Below are 16,843 nucleotides of genomic sequence, written 5' to 3' on the forward strand. Positions count from 1 at the left end.
TTGATTGCCGCTTACTTTTTAGGGAACATCTTTTGTAAGGCTCTTTTTAAATCGGGCTGCCAATATTTCCAAGTATGGTTTCCTTCAAATTCATCATAATAATGCTGGATTGCCTTAGCTTTTATTAAGTCGTGGAGTTCGCGATTCGGCTGGAGAAAATCCATGACTTCTCCATTCGTCATTTTTACTTCGGTCTCCTGTTTCCCAATCACGTGATAGATATTAATCAAATGCGTCTGATCGAAATTTTCTATGGCAGCCAATACCTTCTCATCGACATAGGGTGATTGGAGCAGCATTTTGCCAAAAATATTTGGATATTTTAGAGCGGCCATCATAGATACTGTCGCTCCAAGAGAATCCCCGCCAAGTGCCCTTCCAAAGCCTACCTGATAAGTAGGGAAATGATGGTCTATAAAAGGCACTAATTCATGAGCTAAGAACCTTATGTAGGCATTCTGTTTTTCACCGTCAGGATGATACTTTGTCCTTCTGTCATTAACATTTCGATAGGGGATTCCTACGATGATTAGATTTTCTATTTTTCCTTCAGCATATAAAAGGTCAGCAGTTCTCCCAATTCTCCCCATTTGAAAATAATCTTTTCCATCTTGTACAATGAGGACTGGATATTTATATAGGGTTGAATAGTGAGAAGGTTTATAAATTAATAAAGGAATTTCTTCTTGCAGCTCTTGGCTGAATAGAGTGTGATCTTCAATTGTTCCTTGATTTGTACCCATAGTATTGTCCTCCAGTTCAAACAGTCAATTTCAACATGAAAAGTATCATATGGTTTATATATTACTTTATTCTAGCCATTGATTGCATGGAAAATGTTTAAATTTGAAGGGGTAACTTTTTTGACTGCGGACAGAGGACATAGCTAGAATTAACGGAATGAGCAAGGCAAAAATTAGAAGATCGCGACAATAAAATTGAAGCGTTTGCAAAAGAAGAATTGATTGGTTAACAAGTATTGTAGTATAGTATTTTTATAGGGTTTTTAGAAGTGAGTTTAGTTTGTTTAAATGGATAAACTCAGGAAAAAAGAGACTTTTTTACTAGTTGAGTTTGACAGTTGCGGAGATTAATAGTTAAAATATTCGTAGCTTTACAAAATATTTAAAAGGGGGAAATCCATGTGAAAAGAAAAAAACTATTGTTATCAATAGCAATGCTACTAACTATTTCATTGTTTTTAGCTGCGTGCGGCTCTTCAGAAGGAAACGGGGGATCTGGAGATGGCGGCGGAGATTCGTCTGAAAAACCTGAATTTCTAACTATGCTAACTGGCGGTACAAGCGGAACATATTATCCGCTTGGCGGGGAAATAGCCAAAATTATTTCTGATGAAACCGGGATTAATACAACACCTAATTCTTCCAATGCTTCTGCTGACAACATGGCTGCATTGGCGGATGGCAGTGCCCAGATTGCCTTTACACAAACAGACGTTGCATCTAACGCTATTGAAGGAATAAATTCTTTTGAAGGCAATCCAATTGATAATGTTCAGGCTATTGGTTCACTTTACCCTGAAACAATCCAAATTGTCACAACCGCTGATTCCGGAATCGAATCTGTTGAAGATTTAAAAGGCAAAACCGTATCTGTAGGTGCGCCTGGCTCCGGTACTTATGTCAATGCGGAGCAAATTCTTGAAGCACACGGATTATCAATAGAAGATGATATTAATGCACAAAACCTTGATTTCGCTGAATCAACTGGCGGAATTCAAGACGGGAACATTGACGCTGCCTTTATTACGGCTGGAACACCTACTGGAGCTGTAGAAGGTCTCTCTGCAACAGTAGAAGTTAAAATCGTGCCAATTGCGGAAGATAAGATTGAAGAATTAGTCGCTGAATATCCATACTATGCAAAAGATGTTATACCAGCTGGTACGTATGGAATGGAAGGGGAAGTAACAACAGTAGCAGTTTTAGCGATGTTAGCTGTTACTGATAGTCTTTCTGAAGATGTCGTCTATGACATTACAAAAGCAATTTATGAAAATGCAGATAAAATCTCACATGCAAAAGGTGAGTTTATTAAAAAAGAATCAGCACTTAACGGAATTGGAATTGACCTGCATCCAGGTGCTGAGAAATATTTCAAAGAAGCTGGAATCTTAAAGTAAAAAAGTCTAGTTTATTTGTAAGTATTAATGGACCGGCTGTAGTCCTATTTATTAGGCTTACAGCCGGTCATTCCTTCTTTTAAAAGGGTAATTGCATTTATTGGATTATTACCCACATTTCGTCAAATATGTAGGTGGAAAATATGATGAAAAACTCAATAAGAAAAAAACTGCTCATCATTATCCTCCTCATAGCTTTCATCCTATTCTTTATCCTTGTCGTTCCTTTCCGGACAGCATTAGTTTTCTATATAGAAAATACAGAGAAAATTCAGGCCTTTCTCCCGATTAATGAAGGAGATACCTTTCAGATTATATGGAAGCATTCGATTCATTTAACCGATGTAGTAGAAAAATATAAGGTTACAGACGATCAGAAAATAAATCAGTATGAAATCGTTTACGAACATTTTGGAATAGGCATGCCCTCCAATGCGGGGGAAGGGGAAACATTTGTATATGAAGATGGGAAGTATCATATAAAAGGAATAGATACAGTTTTCCCTTCTATGAATATCCGAAATGGAAAAACAGTTTCGGAGCATCGCCTTGTATGGGGAGATAAAGATGAACATATGGTCTGGTTCAATGAATATTTTGAACCCGGAGCGTGGTTTACGGTTAAAGTTGATCAATTATCCCTTTGGCAGTACTTGAAAGGAGTGAAAATCCATGAGTGAAAACATGAATGAAATTACGAAAGAGCAACAGGAAGAACTATTGCAAAAATATGATGCAGAATCCAATACCCGCACACTGACGGGAATAGCAGCTATAATTGTATTTATTGGATTAATTGGTTTTTCTCTGTTTCAGCTATATACAGGCTATTTTGGGCAATTAGTCGCCCAAATTCAAAGAACCGTTCATTTAGGGTTTGCGTTAGCCCTCATTTTTCTATTATTTCCAGCAAGAAGAAAAGGGAACAAACGAAAGGTAGCTTGGTATGATTATCTGTTGGCATTAATTGCAATTACAGTAAGTGCCTATTGGCCATTATTCTATGAATCTCTTGTTCAGAAAGTTGGCCCAATCGATACAGCGCAAATGATTTTCGGAGGATTGGCAATCTTGCTCGTATTGGAAGCAACTAGACGTGTAGTTGGCCTGCCGATAACGATTATCGCAAGCTTATTCCTGATTTATGCAATATTTGGTCCATCGATGCCAGGCATGCTCGCACATCCTGGATTAGATTTAAACCAATTAATTAAAACGATGTTTTTTACGACTGAAGGTATATTAGGAACGCCTTTACAGGTTTCCTCAACTTATATTTTTCTATTCTTGCTGTTTGGATCCTTTCTTGTCCAGACAGGAGTCGGAAATTATTTTAATGATTTAGCAATTACAATAGCAGGGCGCCGCATTGGGGGACCAGCTAAGGTAGCGATTTTCTCAAGTGCCCTGCAAGGAACAATATCCGGAAGCTCTGTAGCAAATGTTGTGACAACAGGATCATATACAATACCATTAATGAAACGAATGGGGTACCGGAAAGAATTTGCGGGTGCGGTCGAAGCCGCTGCTTCTACAGGGGGACAAATTATGCCTCCTATTATGGGTGCCGCAGCGTTCCTGATGATAGAATTCGCTGGCGTCGGATACTGGGAAATAGCCAAGGCTGCTGCCATTCCCGCCCTTCTTTATTTCTCAGGGATTTGGATTATGACCCACTTTGAAGCAAAACGTACCGGATTATTGGGTTTATCAAAAGAGGAAATACCAAATAAAAAAGAAGTGGTCAAAAAGCTTTATCTATTACTGCCTATTTTGGCAATTATTTGGTTCCTCTATATTGGTGTCAGTATTGAGCGTACGGCATTATACGGAATTGGAATAACTATCTTAGTTAGTTTATTCAGAAAGGATACGCGAATTACTCCGGCTAAGTTTATTGCTGCATTAACAGATGGTGCCCGTACGGCATTAGGGGTTGCTGCAGCAACAGCTTGTGCGGGTATTATCGTAGGGGTAGTTACGAAAACGGGCTTAGGTCTTAAACTGGGGAATGGTCTGGTTAGCTTAGCGGCTACTTTGGCAGATAACCCGAACGTAATCCTATTCTTAACCTTATTATTTACCATGATTACATCTATTATATTAGGTATGGGTGCACCTACTACTGCCAACTATATCATTACTTCAACGATTGCTCTTCCAGCAATCTTGGCATTGAACAGTCAGCTTGAAGTGGCGATTCCTGTTCTGGCAGCCCATTTGTTTGTTTTCTATTTTGGTATTGTTGCCGATATTACACCGCCAGTTGCGTTAGCGGCGTTTGCGGCGAGCGGAATATCTGGCGGGGAACCAATTAAAACGGGGGTCAATGCATCTAAATTGGCTATCGCGGCATTCATCATTCCATATATGTTCATATACGAGCCACAATTATTGATGATTGATGCGACTATTTTACAAATATTATGGATTATATTTACTGCTATTACCGGAATGATTGCAATTGGAGCAGGATTAATTGGATTCTGGTATATGAAATTAAATTGGATAGTTAGAATTATAAGTGTTCTTACCGGTTTATTATTAATCTATCCAGAAAAATATTCAGATTTTGCTGGTTTAGGAATGTTTATCGTTCTAGTTGCGGTTCAATTAGTATTCAGCAAAAATAAAGGTTCCAATCAAAAAACATCAGTTGAAGCCTAAACAAAAAGGGCAGACTCTCGCTAAAATACAGTGAGAATCTGCCCTTTTTTATTTCAAAACAAAGAGACGTCATGTGTTTTACAAGAACCGTCCCCCTGTTTCTTCATTTATTTCCAAAGCAATTTTCGACAATCAGCTGGTTTTTGATTTTTTGCCGGTGGAGTAATGTTTGTACTTCCGTTCCATATATACGGGAAATGCAGACAGGATTTGATCAAGCTGAAAGGTACGTATTTGATCGCGAAAATAGCAATATGCTTTGACCTGTGATTCCTGAATCTCCAATATTTTTATTTTTCTTTGCGTAAGTTGTTTCTGTTTGGATTCATAGATAATTTCTACTGCCTTGCCCTCAATCATCCATTTTAAAAGTTTGTTCTGCATTTCCATCACCTCTTTGTTACTACTATATACGAACATCTGTTTGTACCGCAAGTGTAATTTACTGGGAAACCAATATTCTTATCAATCAATATGTCCCAAATGCTCTAATTCCATATATAATGAAGAAAAAAAGATACAGAAAAATGCCTAATATAGAACAATTAACAAGCCACACGGGGGATCATGATGCTGCTAAATGAAGAACTAGCCCAAAAAATCGTTGTTGAAGTACAAAAATTAATAAATGAGAGTGTTATCTTAACCGATACAGAAGGAATTATCCGGGCCAGTACAGATCCAAGCAGAATTGGGAATTTTCATGAAGGTGCGCTTTTAGCAATCCAAGAAAAAAGGGCAATTCATATGACTGAGGAAAAAGTGAAATCTTTACGAGGGGTTAGGTTCGGGATAGTTATTCCCTTATTTATCCATGGAAAGCCTCAAGGGGTAATTGGAATCACAGGGATTCCAGAGGTTGTGGCACCTTATGCACATTTATTGCAAAAGGTAACAGAGCTTTTTATCCAGGATAATGCATATCGGGAAGAACAGGAAAGATTAGCACGTGAATTGGAATTGTTTGTTTTTGATTGGCTTCATACTAAGGTTTGGGATCAGGATTTAATAGATCGGGCAGCCTTTTTCCAGATTGATATGTTTTCTTATCAGCAGGTCATTGTATTTAAATCGATACAAGAACCATTCAAAATTCTTTACTCTGATTTTAAGGAGATTACTAGGCTTTGGGGCATGTTGGAAGATGCTCTATTTATCCGCTGGGGTCAGGAAAAATTGCTGGTTTTCATCCCATCACGTACGCAAAGTATTAAAAAACAAGAGGTGGAGTCTTTAAGAAAGATTTTAAAAAGATTCACTAAAGGAGAGTTAATTGCTGGAGTTGGCCAAATTGTAAACCCTGAACAAATTCGGGTTTCCTTTCAACAAGCTGAACGTGCAAGTGCGGCAGCTGTCAATGGAAGTGAAATTGTTTTTGAACAAGATCTTCAGTTTGATATCATTCAATATGCTTTAACAGATGAGACAAAACAAGAATTTATTCGAAGAACAATTCTGCCAATTAGCAGTGATGAAATTTTATTAAAAACCTTGTGTACATGGTTTGAATGTAACTTATCTCATAAAGAAGCTGCAGAGGTACTGCATATTCATATTAATACCCTTCATTACCGATTAAAAAAAATAGAAGATCTTACAGCTTTAAATTTAAAAAATACTCATCATTTAGTGATGTTGTACATTTCATATTTATTTTTGTATGAAGACACAAAAAATAGCACGATATAAGCTGGAAATTTGTATTATTGCACATAGATTTACGGGCTTGTACAGTTTTATACTTTAATGTAAGCACTTACATTAAAGGGGTGGGGACTATATTAACGGATCAGCTGACTACTTTGTTTGAAGAAATTGTAGGAAAAGAGAATGTGCAAACATCTTCGGTGCATAGGCTCGCTTATTCCTATGATGCGACTGCACAGTTTCAGGCAATGCCAGATGCAGTGCTATCCCCTCGGAATACAAAAGAAGTATCCGAAATTGTTCGTCTTTGCCAATCTAAGAAGATTCCGATTATCCCAAGAGGATCCGGAACGAATTTAGCAGCAGGGACCGTTCCCTCATCAGGCGGGATTGTCCTTTTGTTCAAGCATATGAATAAGATCCTGGAATTAGACGAGGAAAACTTAACGGTAACGGTACAGCCAGGAGTCATTACGAAGGATTTGATTGAATATGTTGAGCAATTTGATCTTTTTTATCCCCCAGACCCAAGTTCGATGAAGATTTCAACGATTGGCGGAAATATCAATGAGAATTCTGGCGGATTAAGAGGACTTAAATATGGTGTTACACGGGATTATGTTTGCGGATTAGAGGTGGTGCTCGCAAACGGTGATATTATCCGAACAGGAGGCAAGCTCGCAAAAGATGTAGCGGGATATGATTTAACTAGTCTTTTTGTCGGTTCAGAAGGAACACTGGGAATCATAACAGAAGCGACTCTTTCACTAATCCCTAAACCTGTCTATAAAGAAACCATGCTAGCTTTCTATGATTCTTTAGAACAGGCAGCAGAAACTGTGTCCAGTATTATTGCAAATAAGATTATTCCGGCAACATTAGAATTTATGGATCAGGCAACTCTTGAAGTTATAGAAGAATTTGCAAAGATTGGTTTGCCGACAGATGTGGAAGCGGTGTTACTTATTGAGCAGGACGGCAAAGAAGAATCTGTTAAACGTGAAATGGAACAAATTGAACAAATTTGCAGAGAGAATCATGCCAGAAATGTAAGCGTTGCAAAGGATGAAAAAGAGGCAGAAAATCTTAAAACAGCACGGCGCGCTGCACTCTCGGCTCTAGCACGGAAAACGCCTACTACAATTTTAGAAGATGCCACTGTTCCCCGTTCTAAAATTGCTGAAATGGTAAGAGCCATCCGACGAATTGCAACGAAATATAATGTAACGATTTGTACTTTTGGTCATGCGGGGGATGGCAATTTGCACCCTACATGTCTAACAGATGTACGAAATAAGGAAGAAATTGAAAGAGTTGAACAAGCATTTGCGGAAATATTTCAAGCTGCTATTGAATTAGGCGGAACCATCACTGGCGAGCATGGGGTAGGTGAAATGAAGGCACCCTATCTAGAATGGAAGCTTGGAAGAGAAGGGGTTGAAGTAATGAAGAAAATTAAGGATGCACTCGATCCGACTCATATTTTCAACCCTGGAAAAGTATTTGCCAAAAGCGCAAAGAAACGGGTGGTGGTAGCAGGTGGCAATGACAGTCCTGCAGCAGAAAATCCGTCAAGGATTTAAGGAAAAGATTGAAGAAGAAAGCCTGCTGGATTGTATGCGATGCGGTTTCTGTCTGCCTGCTTGTCCGACCTATATTCAAACAGGATATGATGAAACGCATTCGCCTCGCGGCAGGATTGCTTTAATAAAAGCTGTTCGTGATGGAATGATTCAATGGGATGACGATGTGGAACATTCCCTAAATGTTTGTCTGGGCTGCCGTGCCTGTGAGCCTGCGTGTCCTGCCGGAGTTCAGTATGGTCATATTTTGGAGAATGCAAGAGAAGTCATAAATGAAGTTACGCCAAAAGGACTCCTTGAAAAAACAGTCAGAAATGTAGCATTTGGTCACTTATTTAATGATAAGTCCAAAATGAGCAAGGCAACGGGCTTACTGCGGTTCTATCAAGCTTCAGGTTTGCAAAAGGCAGCAAGAAAAATAGGGTTCTTAAATTTATTCCCCGAAACAATGCGGCAAATGGAGACAGTTCTGCCAAAGGTTCCAAAACAAAAAGAATGGAAGGATCGAGCCAGCCTTTTTCCCGCCATTGGCAAGAAGAAAGCGACAGTGGCCTTTTTTACAGGATGTTTAATGGATACGATGTTCACTGGCACCAACAATTCGACTATTTCTCTGTTGCAAAAAGCCGGCTGCGATGTGTGGATCCCAGAACAACAAGCCTGCTGCGGAGCACTTCATGCCCATAGCGGAGAAAAAAACAATGCGGCCCTACTGGCCAAACAAAATATCGAAGCGTTTGAAAGTATCGAAGCAGATTACATAGTCAATAATGCCGGCGGCTGCGGAGCCTTTTTATACGATTATCCATTTGTGTTAATGAAAGAACCTGAATGGAAAGAAAGAGCCATGGTTTTTCAAGCGAAAATAATAGATATTTCAAGTTTGCTAACAAAATTAGAATTTAATCAATTAAAGCTTAGAGCCAATTACCATATTACGGTGACTTATCAGGATTCATGTCATCTAAGAAACGTAACGAAAGTAATTGAGCAGCCAAGGCAACTGATTTGCTCCATTGAGAACGTTGATTTTATCGAGCTTGAGGGTGCAGATTCTTGTTGTGGATCGGCGGGAATTTATAACCTGATCGAAAGCAAGATGTCTATGAAAATCTTGGATGACAAAATGGAAAAGGTAAAGAAGACAAATGCAGCTGTCATTGTCACCTCAAATCCTGGCTGTCTTTTGCAAATGAAATTAGGAATTGAACGTGCAGGATTATCAGATAAAATGAGGGCTGTTCATTTAGTGGATTTCCTATCAGACTATGTCTCTGTGGAACTATAAAGAATGTTTTTTGACAAAAAGATGTAATTTGAACTATGAAATAAGATTTTAATTTCAATGAAAAAACTTTAAAATATAGAACCTTTGGATTATGATAGTATATAAACAGATGCATGAATTTTCTAACAATAAAGCCATGCTTTACCTAAAGGAGAAGGGGAAACCAGAATGAAAATTGTTTCTTGGGACAAAGAACATATAGACGATGCTATTGCCCTTTGGAATAAGGAAATAGGAAAACAGTTCCCCTTAAGAAAAGACCTATTTATACAAAATAGTCTTGAAGATGAAAATGTATGTTTTGATGGCTCCAGTATGGCTTTTGATGATAATGAAAGCGTAATAGGCTTTATCATAGTAAAAAAATGGAAGGAATCATTAAATGTTCCTATGAACCCGGAAGTAGGCTGGGTTCAGGTATTAATCGTCGATTCAAAGCATCGGAATCAAGGAATTGGTACAAAATTATTAGAAAAAGCCGAAAATCATTTAAAGAAAAGCGGGATTAAAACGCTTCATCTTGGACGGGATCCATGGCACTACTTCCCTGGAATACCAAATGATTATGAACAAGTAAAACAATGGTTTGAGAGACGTGGCTATTTATTCAAAGGTCATGAATACGATTTAATTTGCCAGTATTCTAATCATATACTCGATCCGCTTCCAGATGATAAAGCTGTGTCATTTTCCATTCTATCGCTTGAAGAAAAGGCAAATTTTCTTGAATTTCTTCATCGTTGTTTTCCGGGCAGATGGGAGTACGAAGCCATTCATTATTTTAAAAAAGGCGGTTTAGGTCGTGAATTTGTAGTAGCCAAGAAAAACGAAAGAATAATTGGCTTCTGTCGTATAAATGATGAAAAATCCCCTTTTATTGCACAAAACGTGTACTGGTCTCCTTTGTTTGAGGAAGAATTAGGCGGGATTGGACCGCTTGGTATAGATCAAAATGAACGAAAAAATGGATACGGACTTGCAATTGTGAAAGCAGCCGTCCATTTTTTGCGGCAGCGTGCTGTTAAACAAATCGTAATCGATTGGACCGGGTTAGTTGAATTTTATGAAAAACTAGGATATAAGTCTTGGAAATCTTACGCTCAATATACAAAAAGCTTGTAGTTCTGCTTAATAGGAACACAAGACAGGGAGGGGAACGGAGATGAAAAAGAAAGTACTCGACTTCTTACAAAAGGAAATTGAACTCGAATCCATACCAGGTGCTGTTATCTATGTTTCTTATCAAGGGGAAGCAATTTTGCAAGAAGCGATTGGTCATAGGACTGTGTATCCAGAAAAGCATCCAATGGAAATCAATACAGTGTTTGATCTAGCTTCTTTAACAAAAGTAGTGGCAACGCTGCCCGTTACTTTAAAATTGCTGGAAAATGGGCAAATTAGACTGGATGATCGAGTTACATACTTTCTCCCTGATTTTGGGCAAAATGGGAAGGACCAAATTACCATCAGGCATTTGCTTACCCATACATCTGGCTTGCCGGCGCATAAGGAGTATTTTCTTGAATCCTTAACAACTGGACAAATCGTAGAAAGGATTTTTCGGGAAGAATTGGCTGCGCCAATTGGTCAACAGGTTATTTATAGTGATCTTGGAATTATCACTTTATATCAAATCATTGAAAAGATAACGGGGACCCAATTTGACAAATATGTAAAACAGGAAATTTTTGAACCGCTGCAAATGACGGATACCGGCTTTAATCCAGCCTTTGAACAATGCCGATACGCAGCTACCGAGTATAGTGAAAAGCTAAAGGATTATAAAAAAGGAATTGTTCACGACGATAATACAGAAAGCATGGGAGGTATTAGCGGTCATGCAGGTTTGTTTTCCACTGTTAAGGATTTAGCCAACTTCGCAGCCATGATAGAGAATAACGGAGTATTTCAAGGAAAACGAATCATTTCAAAAGAGGCAATCGAATTATCCAGAAAAAACTTTACTCCTTTTGACAGTGAATTTCGGGGGCTTGGCTGGATTTTAAAGAGTCCGACATATTCTTCTTGTGGAGATTTCTTCTCTGAGAGATCTTATGGTCACACCGGTTTTACCGGAACAAGCCTTTGGTTTGACCCAGAGAATAAGCTGCACGTTATCTTATTGACCAATCGGGTCCATTTTGGCAGGAAGGACCCAATCTTACGGTTACGACCCCGGCTGCATAACATCATCCGTACAAGTATTTAATGTTTGTAGAATGTACTAGAAGGAGACATGATCATGGGACTTACTGATAGTCAAAAAAAAGTCGGACAATTAATGGTATTTGGATTCAAAGGTAAAAAGGCATCACCAGAGATTAAAAAATTGATACGAGAGCATCATGTCGGAGGAATTATTCTTTTTGGCAGAAACATCGGTACACCTGATGAGGTATTGAAACTGACTACCGAACTTCAGCTAGAAGCAAAAAATGCAGGCCACACTCATCCGCTCCTGATTTGTATCGATCAGGAAAATGGAGTAGTTAGGCGACTTGGTGAAGGTACAACGATTTTCCCGGGTGCTATGTTGCTAGGTGCAACTGAACATCCTGAAAATGCCTATACCATTGGGGTTTTGACAGGAAGAGAATTGAAAACTTTGGGCATTAATTGGAATTTAGCGCCCGTATTAGACGTCAATAATAATCCGAGCAACCCAGTAATTGGGGTGCGCTCTTTTGGTGAGTCTCCTGAAAAGGTCTCTTTATTTGGTCAGCAAGCCATGAAAGGTATGCAGGATGCTGGTGTCATTACAACGTTAAAGCATTTTCCTGGCCACGGAGATACTAATGTTGATTCCCATTTAGATTTGCCTGTTATTTCGCATTCTATGGAACGGCTAGAAAAAGTAGAACTGAAGCCATTTGTCGACTGTATTAATCAAGGCGCTGATACCGTCATGTCAGCCCATGTTTATTTTCCTGCGATTGAATCAGCAGAAAATGTACCAGCGACATTATCGAAAAAAGTGATTACAGGACTTTTGCGGGAAAAGCTTGGGTTTCAAGGGGTTGTAACCACCGATTGTATGGAAATGAATGCTATTTCCGAAACAATTGGTACTGCTCGCGGCGGGGTAGAGGCTCTTAAAGCAGGTGTTGACCTGATTATGGTTTCTCACCTGCACACCCGCCATTTTGAGACATTAAATGAAATTCTTAAGGCGATTGAATCAGGAGAAATTACTGAGACCACTGTTGATGCCGCTTACAATCGCGTTATGAAATTAAAGGAAAAATACTTAAGCTGGGATGAGTTAAACTTGGCTCCAAGTGAAGTTTCACCAGAAGTAGGAAGTGTGAATCATGAATTAGAAGCTCTTGAAGTCTATCGGCAAGGCGTAACCATTGTTAAAAATGAAGGAGACCTATTACCATTGCCGCTAAGAGATCATCAAGTTTTAGTCGTTTTCCCTGAAAATAACATTAGAATGCAGGTGGAAGACAAGAAATATTTAAATCTTGCTTTAGATGAAGCGATTCGTGAAATTCAGCCAGCAGCACAGTTCATGCGACTTTCGAATCCGCCAACAGATGAGGAAATTGAAGACGCGGTATTAAAAGCAAAGGAATTTGACACAGTCGTGATCGGAACTTTAACGGTACAAGATGGCGATCAGCAAGTCCGTTTAGTAGAGGCCTTACAAAAGGATGGGAATCGAGTTATTGTTATTGCGACGAGAAGTCCATACGACCTTGCCTATTTTCCAACGATACCCGCCTATATTTGTACATATGAATTTACCTACCCTGCTCTGAAAACTGCGGCGGCTGCCATATTTGGGCAAAAAAATGTAAAAGGAAAGCTGCCAGTTACATTGCCCTCCTACTCCTAATGAGCAGTAAAGAAAGGGGATTAGAGATGCCAACGGTCTCAAGCCATTATGCAGTCGGACTCATGTCGGGAACTTCTTTAGATGGGATTGATGCTGCACTTGTCAAAATTGAAAACCAAAATGGAAACATCGAGATTACACCCGTTCAGTTCTCTACCTATCCATATCCGAAGGAAATAAAGAATAAGCTATTAAAACTATGTGACCCTGAAACTTCTAGATTAGAAGACTTATCCAATATGAATTTTCTTTTGGGAGAATTATTTTCCCGAGCTGCCATACAAGTAATTGAACAAGCGGGGTTTAATAAGGAAGATATTTTACTGATTAGTTCACATGGACAAACCGTTTATCACCAGCCATCACCTGTTTCGTTCGCAGGTGAATCCATTACATCTACCTTACAAATTGGAGATATTGGTGTAATTGCTGAAAGAACAGGGATTATAACGGTAGGAGACTTTAGAACCCGGGATATGGCTGCTGGCGGGCAAGGGGCACCATTAGTTCCTTATGCGGATTATCTTTTATTTAAAGAAAAGGAATTTGGCCGTGTTTTGGTGAATATTGGCGGAATTTCAAATATTACCGTACTTCCTCAAAATCCGGCACCAGAAGATGTAGTTGCCTTTGATACCGGTCCTGGCAATATGATTATAGATGCGTTTGCCAATTGGGCAACAAATGGGGCATTAAGCTATGACAAAGATGGTTCTTTGGCTGTTAAAGGAAGCATTGATCAAAAGTGGTTAAATGAACTCCTGCAGCATGAGTATTTTAAACTAGCTCCGCCAAAAAGTACTGGAAGGGAGCTGTTTGGAACTGAGTTCGCTAAAAGGCTATGGGAGCAGGCAGAGGCGAAAGGATTAAATCATGTTGATAAAATCGCTACTATAACTGAATTAACAGCCATTACAATCGTTCAAGGACTTTTGCCTTATATAGAACCCGGTTTTATTAAAGAGGTTTTAATTAGCGGGGGAGGATGTTTTAACCATACTCTTGTAAAACGAATTCGTTTTCATCTTCCAAAGGAAGTTGAAATAAATGGAACCGATGTACACGGTATGCCTTCAGATGCTAAAGAAGCAATCGTATTTGCGTTATTAGGGTACCAATGTTATTTCAAAACACCAAATAACTTGCCTTCTGCAACTGGAGCAAAACGTCCTGTTGTGATGGGGAAGATTGCTTGGTAGGAACTTGAAGGGGGGAGAGAGCTTCAATCATACAGATAATCTATAAAACTTTATTTCTATTGAAATTTTCACATTAAGGGGGAAAAAGTAATGAAAATGAAGCTTAAAACGATGAGTTTAATGCTTGTCCTTGTGTTAGGGCTAGGATTTTTAGCCGCTTGCAGCAACGAAGGCGAACAGAGTGAAGGCAATGATGAACCAGCAGAGGACTGGAAAGGTACTATCACCATTTGGGACGGTCCGCGCTGGGCTAAGCCGGATGATCCAGATGAAAACAAGTTTTTCTGGATTGAAGAAAAAATTGCAGAATTTGAAGCAGAACATGAAGGTGTCAATATTGAACTCGTTCAGGTTCCTTGGGCTGAACTTCCAGACAAATTAGGAGTCTCAATTGCTGGTCAGGCATGGCCAGATATCGCGCCAGTTGATATAAGCGGCAGTGCTGTCAGCATTGATCATATTGAGCAAGGGGTTATTGAACCGGTTGATGAGTTCTTTACTGAAGAGGAATTAGCTGACTTTTATCCAAATGCAATAGATGCATACACATTTGACGGAAAATTATATGGTATTCCAAACTCTATGACTGTCCATGCTATGCTTCTTAACCTTGATTTATTTGAAGAGCGTGGTGTAACACCGCCAGAAAACGGCGAATGGACATGGGAAGAATTTGTTGATGCAGCAGAAAAATTAACGTTCGACCGTGATGGCGATGGAACGATTGATGTGTATGGATTCTCTACCTATATCCTGCCAGGTTACTATGAAGCATGGCCATTTTTCTACATGAACGGCGGCCAGCCTTTAAGTGATGATCTTTCTGAATTTACATTTGATGAGCCAGAGGCTGTCGAAGCAATTCAAGCTCTTGCTGATCTTAAACTTGTCAATGAGGCTGCACCTGTATCAATGGGTGGAGCTGACGTAGGAGGAACATTCCAGGCTTGGGCTAACGCAGAACAACGTACTGTTGCGATGGAACCATGGGCTACTTGGGCGATTACATCCGCACAAACAGCTTATCCAACTAACTTTATGGTAGCAAATTATCCGACTGGTTCTTCAGGTGAGCCTGTAACAATAGGTGGAGTTGGCGGATGGACGATGTTCCACCAAGAAGATGAAGGCAAGAAAGCAATGGTTGCCGAATTCATGAAACACATCTCTACTACTGACGAACAATTCAGAATGGCTCAAGAATATGGTATTTTCCCTGCGCGCATCAGTGCTGCAGAAAAGAATCCATACGCGGATAATCCTGAAATGGCACGTGCACAAGAAATGTCTACACAAGTTGTGATGCTGCCAAGACATCCTGAATGGAAGAAAATTGATGAAGCAATTCAAAGTGAGTTGCAGCTAGTCTTCAATGGTGAGAAAACGGCAGAACAAGCTATGAAGGATGCCGAAGCACTTGTCCAGGACTTGTTAGAATAAAAGTTTAGTATGAACGAATTGGTAGACTTTGGCGCTGGCTAAAGTCTGCCAATTTTATGATGATTGGGGGCTTAGGCTGTGATACCCGTACAAAAAAATCTTCCAATAAAAGAATCTAAGAGTAATAGATGGGTTGAACTAAAACGAAAGACAAAAAAGACCTTAAGGGATATGAGAAAAAATTATCCCGCATACCTGTTTCTTTTGCCTAAACTTGTATTATTTACGGTATTTATTGCTATTCCAGTTGTCTGGGCTTTCCTGCTTTCCTTTCAGGAATACAAAATCTTTGGCAGTGTCTTTGTCGGACTCGACAATTATGTCAAAGTCTTTGAAAGCGAGGCTTTTGGGATCGCACTCCGAAATACCTTTATTTATACAGTTGTCACGGTTCCTTTTAACGTGATCAGTGCACTTGTGATTGCCACATTAATTCATTCATTAGGCAGAGTCGCACAAAGTTTCTTTCGTGCAGCCTTTTATCTCCCAACTGTTGCTTCTGGTGTGATTATCGCTATGGTTTGGCGCTGGATGTATAACTATGAATTCGGTCTCTTTAACTATGTGATTCGCTTGTTCGGCGGAGAACCAGTTAACTGGCTAGGGCAATCTGATAGTGCGCTATGGGCTATTATTCTCATGCAGATGTTAATTCCTTTTGGAGTTGGAATTATCTTTTATTTAGCATCAATGGGGTCCATTTCCGAATCCCTCTATGAAGCAGCAACTATTGACGGGGCTAATTCATTCCAAAAGTGGATTAGGATTACATTGCCTCTATTAAAACCATCAACTCTTTATCTGGTCCTGTTAAGTACAATTGGTTCATTCCAGGTTTTCACTCAAATTATTATGATGACGGGTGGCGGACCTGGTAATGCGACCGAGACACTGGTCCATTTAATTTACAAAACAGGATTCAGAGACTTTGAATTCGGACTTGCATCAGCACAATCTGTTGTACTGTTTGTAATTATCTTGTTCTTCTCAATCATCCAGTTCCGCGTATTGCGGCATGACGAATAGGAGGGAAAC

14 protein-coding genes are annotated in these 16,843 nt (G+C 39.4%); 12 read left to right on the forward strand and 2 right to left on the reverse strand.

The features are described from left to right. Positions 1-11 precede the first annotated feature (11 nt). On the reverse strand, positions 12-743 hold the full coding sequence (locus tag MLE14_RS13210) for an alpha/beta hydrolase (RefSeq protein ID WP_243298856.1): 732 nt from the start codon (positions 741-743) through the stop codon (positions 12-14). 401 nt (positions 744-1,144) lie between these two features. On the opposite strand from MLE14_RS13210, the gene MLE14_RS13215 reads away from it, so the two are divergent. The 3 genes from MLE14_RS13215 to MLE14_RS13225 all read left to right on the forward strand — a co-directional run bounded on the left by MLE14_RS13215 (position 1,145) and on the right by MLE14_RS13225 (position 4,810). Beyond that, a complete protein-coding gene (locus MLE14_RS13215; RefSeq protein ID WP_243298857.1) occupies positions 1,145-2,143 on the forward strand; it encodes a TAXI family TRAP transporter solute-binding subunit in 999 nt (332 codons plus the stop codon). A 146-nt stretch (positions 2,144-2,289) separates the two neighbouring features. Next, entirely contained in the window at positions 2,290-2,823 is a 534-nt protein-coding gene (locus MLE14_RS13220; protein ID WP_243298858.1) for a DUF1850 domain-containing protein, read from the forward strand. Beyond that, on the forward strand, positions 2,816-4,810 hold the full coding sequence (locus MLE14_RS13225) for a TRAP transporter permease (RefSeq protein WP_243298859.1): 1,995 nt from the start codon (positions 2,816-2,818) through the stop codon (positions 4,808-4,810). Before MLE14_RS13220 ends, MLE14_RS13225 begins: the two co-directional genes overlap by 8 nt. 132 nt (positions 4,811-4,942) lie before the next feature. On the opposite strand, the gene MLE14_RS13230 is transcribed toward MLE14_RS13225, so the two are convergent. Continuing rightward, the gene (locus tag MLE14_RS13230; protein WP_243298860.1) at positions 4,943-5,194 is read right to left on the reverse strand and encodes a WYL domain-containing protein; all 252 of its coding nucleotides are present in this window, start codon (positions 5,192-5,194) and stop codon (positions 4,943-4,945) included. A gap of 186 nt (positions 5,195-5,380) precedes the next feature. Between MLE14_RS13230 and MLE14_RS13235 the strand changes: the two genes are divergently transcribed. The 9 genes from MLE14_RS13235 (at position 5,381) to MLE14_RS13275 (ending at position 16,834) form a co-directional block, all read left to right on the forward strand. Next, positions 5,381-6,499 (forward strand): CdaR family transcriptional regulator, encoded by a 1,119-nt coding sequence (locus MLE14_RS13235; RefSeq protein ID WP_243298861.1) that lies wholly within the window; start codon positions 5,381-5,383, stop codon positions 6,497-6,499. 89 nt (positions 6,500-6,588) lie between these two features. Next, positions 6,589-8,040, forward strand: coding sequence for a glycolate oxidase subunit GlcD (gene glcD / locus MLE14_RS13240; RefSeq protein ID WP_243298892.1), 1,452 nt, complete (start codon positions 6,589-6,591; stop codon positions 8,038-8,040). Beyond that, the gene (locus MLE14_RS13245; protein WP_243298893.1) at positions 8,003-9,328 is read left to right on the forward strand and encodes a (Fe-S)-binding protein; all 1,326 of its coding nucleotides are present in this window, start codon (positions 8,003-8,005) and stop codon (positions 9,326-9,328) included. The genes glcD and MLE14_RS13245 overlap by 38 nt, the downstream gene beginning before the upstream one ends. A gap of 168 nt (positions 9,329-9,496) precedes the next feature. After that, positions 9,497-10,450 (forward strand): GNAT family N-acetyltransferase, encoded by a 954-nt coding sequence (locus tag MLE14_RS13250; RefSeq protein ID WP_243298862.1) that lies wholly within the window; start codon positions 9,497-9,499, stop codon positions 10,448-10,450. A gap of 40 nt (positions 10,451-10,490) precedes the next feature. Further along, positions 10,491-11,537, forward strand: a complete 1,047-nt coding sequence (locus MLE14_RS13255) for a serine hydrolase domain-containing protein (RefSeq protein WP_243298863.1) — start codon at positions 10,491-10,493, stop codon at positions 11,535-11,537. Between the two features lie 33 nt (positions 11,538-11,570). Then, positions 11,571-13,169 (forward strand): beta-N-acetylhexosaminidase, encoded by a 1,599-nt coding sequence (gene nagZ / locus MLE14_RS13260; protein WP_243298864.1) that lies wholly within the window; start codon positions 11,571-11,573, stop codon positions 13,167-13,169. Between the two features lie 26 nt (positions 13,170-13,195). Then, positions 13,196-14,368, forward strand: a complete 1,173-nt coding sequence (locus MLE14_RS13265; RefSeq protein WP_243298865.1) for an anhydro-N-acetylmuramic acid kinase — start codon at positions 13,196-13,198, stop codon at positions 14,366-14,368. Positions 14,369-14,458: 90 nt separating this feature from the next. Continuing rightward, positions 14,459-15,808 (forward strand): extracellular solute-binding protein, encoded by a 1,350-nt coding sequence (locus MLE14_RS13270; RefSeq protein ID WP_243298866.1) that lies wholly within the window; start codon positions 14,459-14,461, stop codon positions 15,806-15,808. A 78-nt stretch (positions 15,809-15,886) separates the two neighbouring features. Further along, a complete protein-coding gene (locus tag MLE14_RS13275) occupies positions 15,887-16,834 on the forward strand; it encodes a carbohydrate ABC transporter permease (RefSeq protein WP_243298867.1) in 948 nt (315 codons plus the stop codon). Positions 16,835-16,843 lie beyond the last annotated feature (9 nt).

The sequence above is a fragment of the Bacillus litorisediminis genome, assembly GCF_022808645.1.
Taxonomy (GTDB): Bacteria; Bacillota; Bacilli; order Bacillales; family JC228; genus Bacillus_BF; species Bacillus_BF litorisediminis.

What these genes read in the sequence shown, in the direction of transcription:
- MLE14_RS13210 (WP_243298856.1), bottom strand. Translation starts at nt 743, where the DNA reads ATGGGTACAAATCAAGGAACAATTGAAGATCACACTCTATTCAGCCAA.
- MLE14_RS13220 (WP_243298858.1), top strand. Translation starts at nt 2,290, where the DNA reads ATGAAAAACTCAATAAGAAAAAAACTGCTCATCATTATCCTCCTCATA.
- MLE14_RS13225 (WP_243298859.1), top strand. Translation starts at nt 2,816, where the DNA reads ATGAGTGAAAACATGAATGAAATTACGAAAGAGCAACAGGAAGAACTA.
- MLE14_RS13230 (WP_243298860.1), bottom strand. Translation starts at nt 5,194, where the DNA reads ATGCAGAACAAACTTTTAAAATGGATGATTGAGGGCAAGGCAGTAGAA.
- MLE14_RS13235 (WP_243298861.1), top strand. Translation starts at nt 5,381, where the DNA reads ATGCTGCTAAATGAAGAACTAGCCCAAAAAATCGTTGTTGAAGTACAA.
- MLE14_RS13245 (WP_243298893.1), top strand. Translation starts at nt 8,003, where the DNA reads ATGACAGTCCTGCAGCAGAAAATCCGTCAAGGATTTAAGGAAAAGATT.
- MLE14_RS13250 (WP_243298862.1), top strand. Translation starts at nt 9,497, where the DNA reads ATGAAAATTGTTTCTTGGGACAAAGAACATATAGACGATGCTATTGCC.
- MLE14_RS13255 (WP_243298863.1), top strand. Translation starts at nt 10,491, where the DNA reads ATGAAAAAGAAAGTACTCGACTTCTTACAAAAGGAAATTGAACTCGAA.
- nagZ (WP_243298864.1), top strand. Translation starts at nt 11,571, where the DNA reads ATGGGACTTACTGATAGTCAAAAAAAAGTCGGACAATTAATGGTATTT.
- MLE14_RS13265 (WP_243298865.1), top strand. Translation starts at nt 13,196, where the DNA reads ATGCCAACGGTCTCAAGCCATTATGCAGTCGGACTCATGTCGGGAACT.
- MLE14_RS13270 (WP_243298866.1), top strand. Translation starts at nt 14,459, where the DNA reads ATGAAAATGAAGCTTAAAACGATGAGTTTAATGCTTGTCCTTGTGTTA.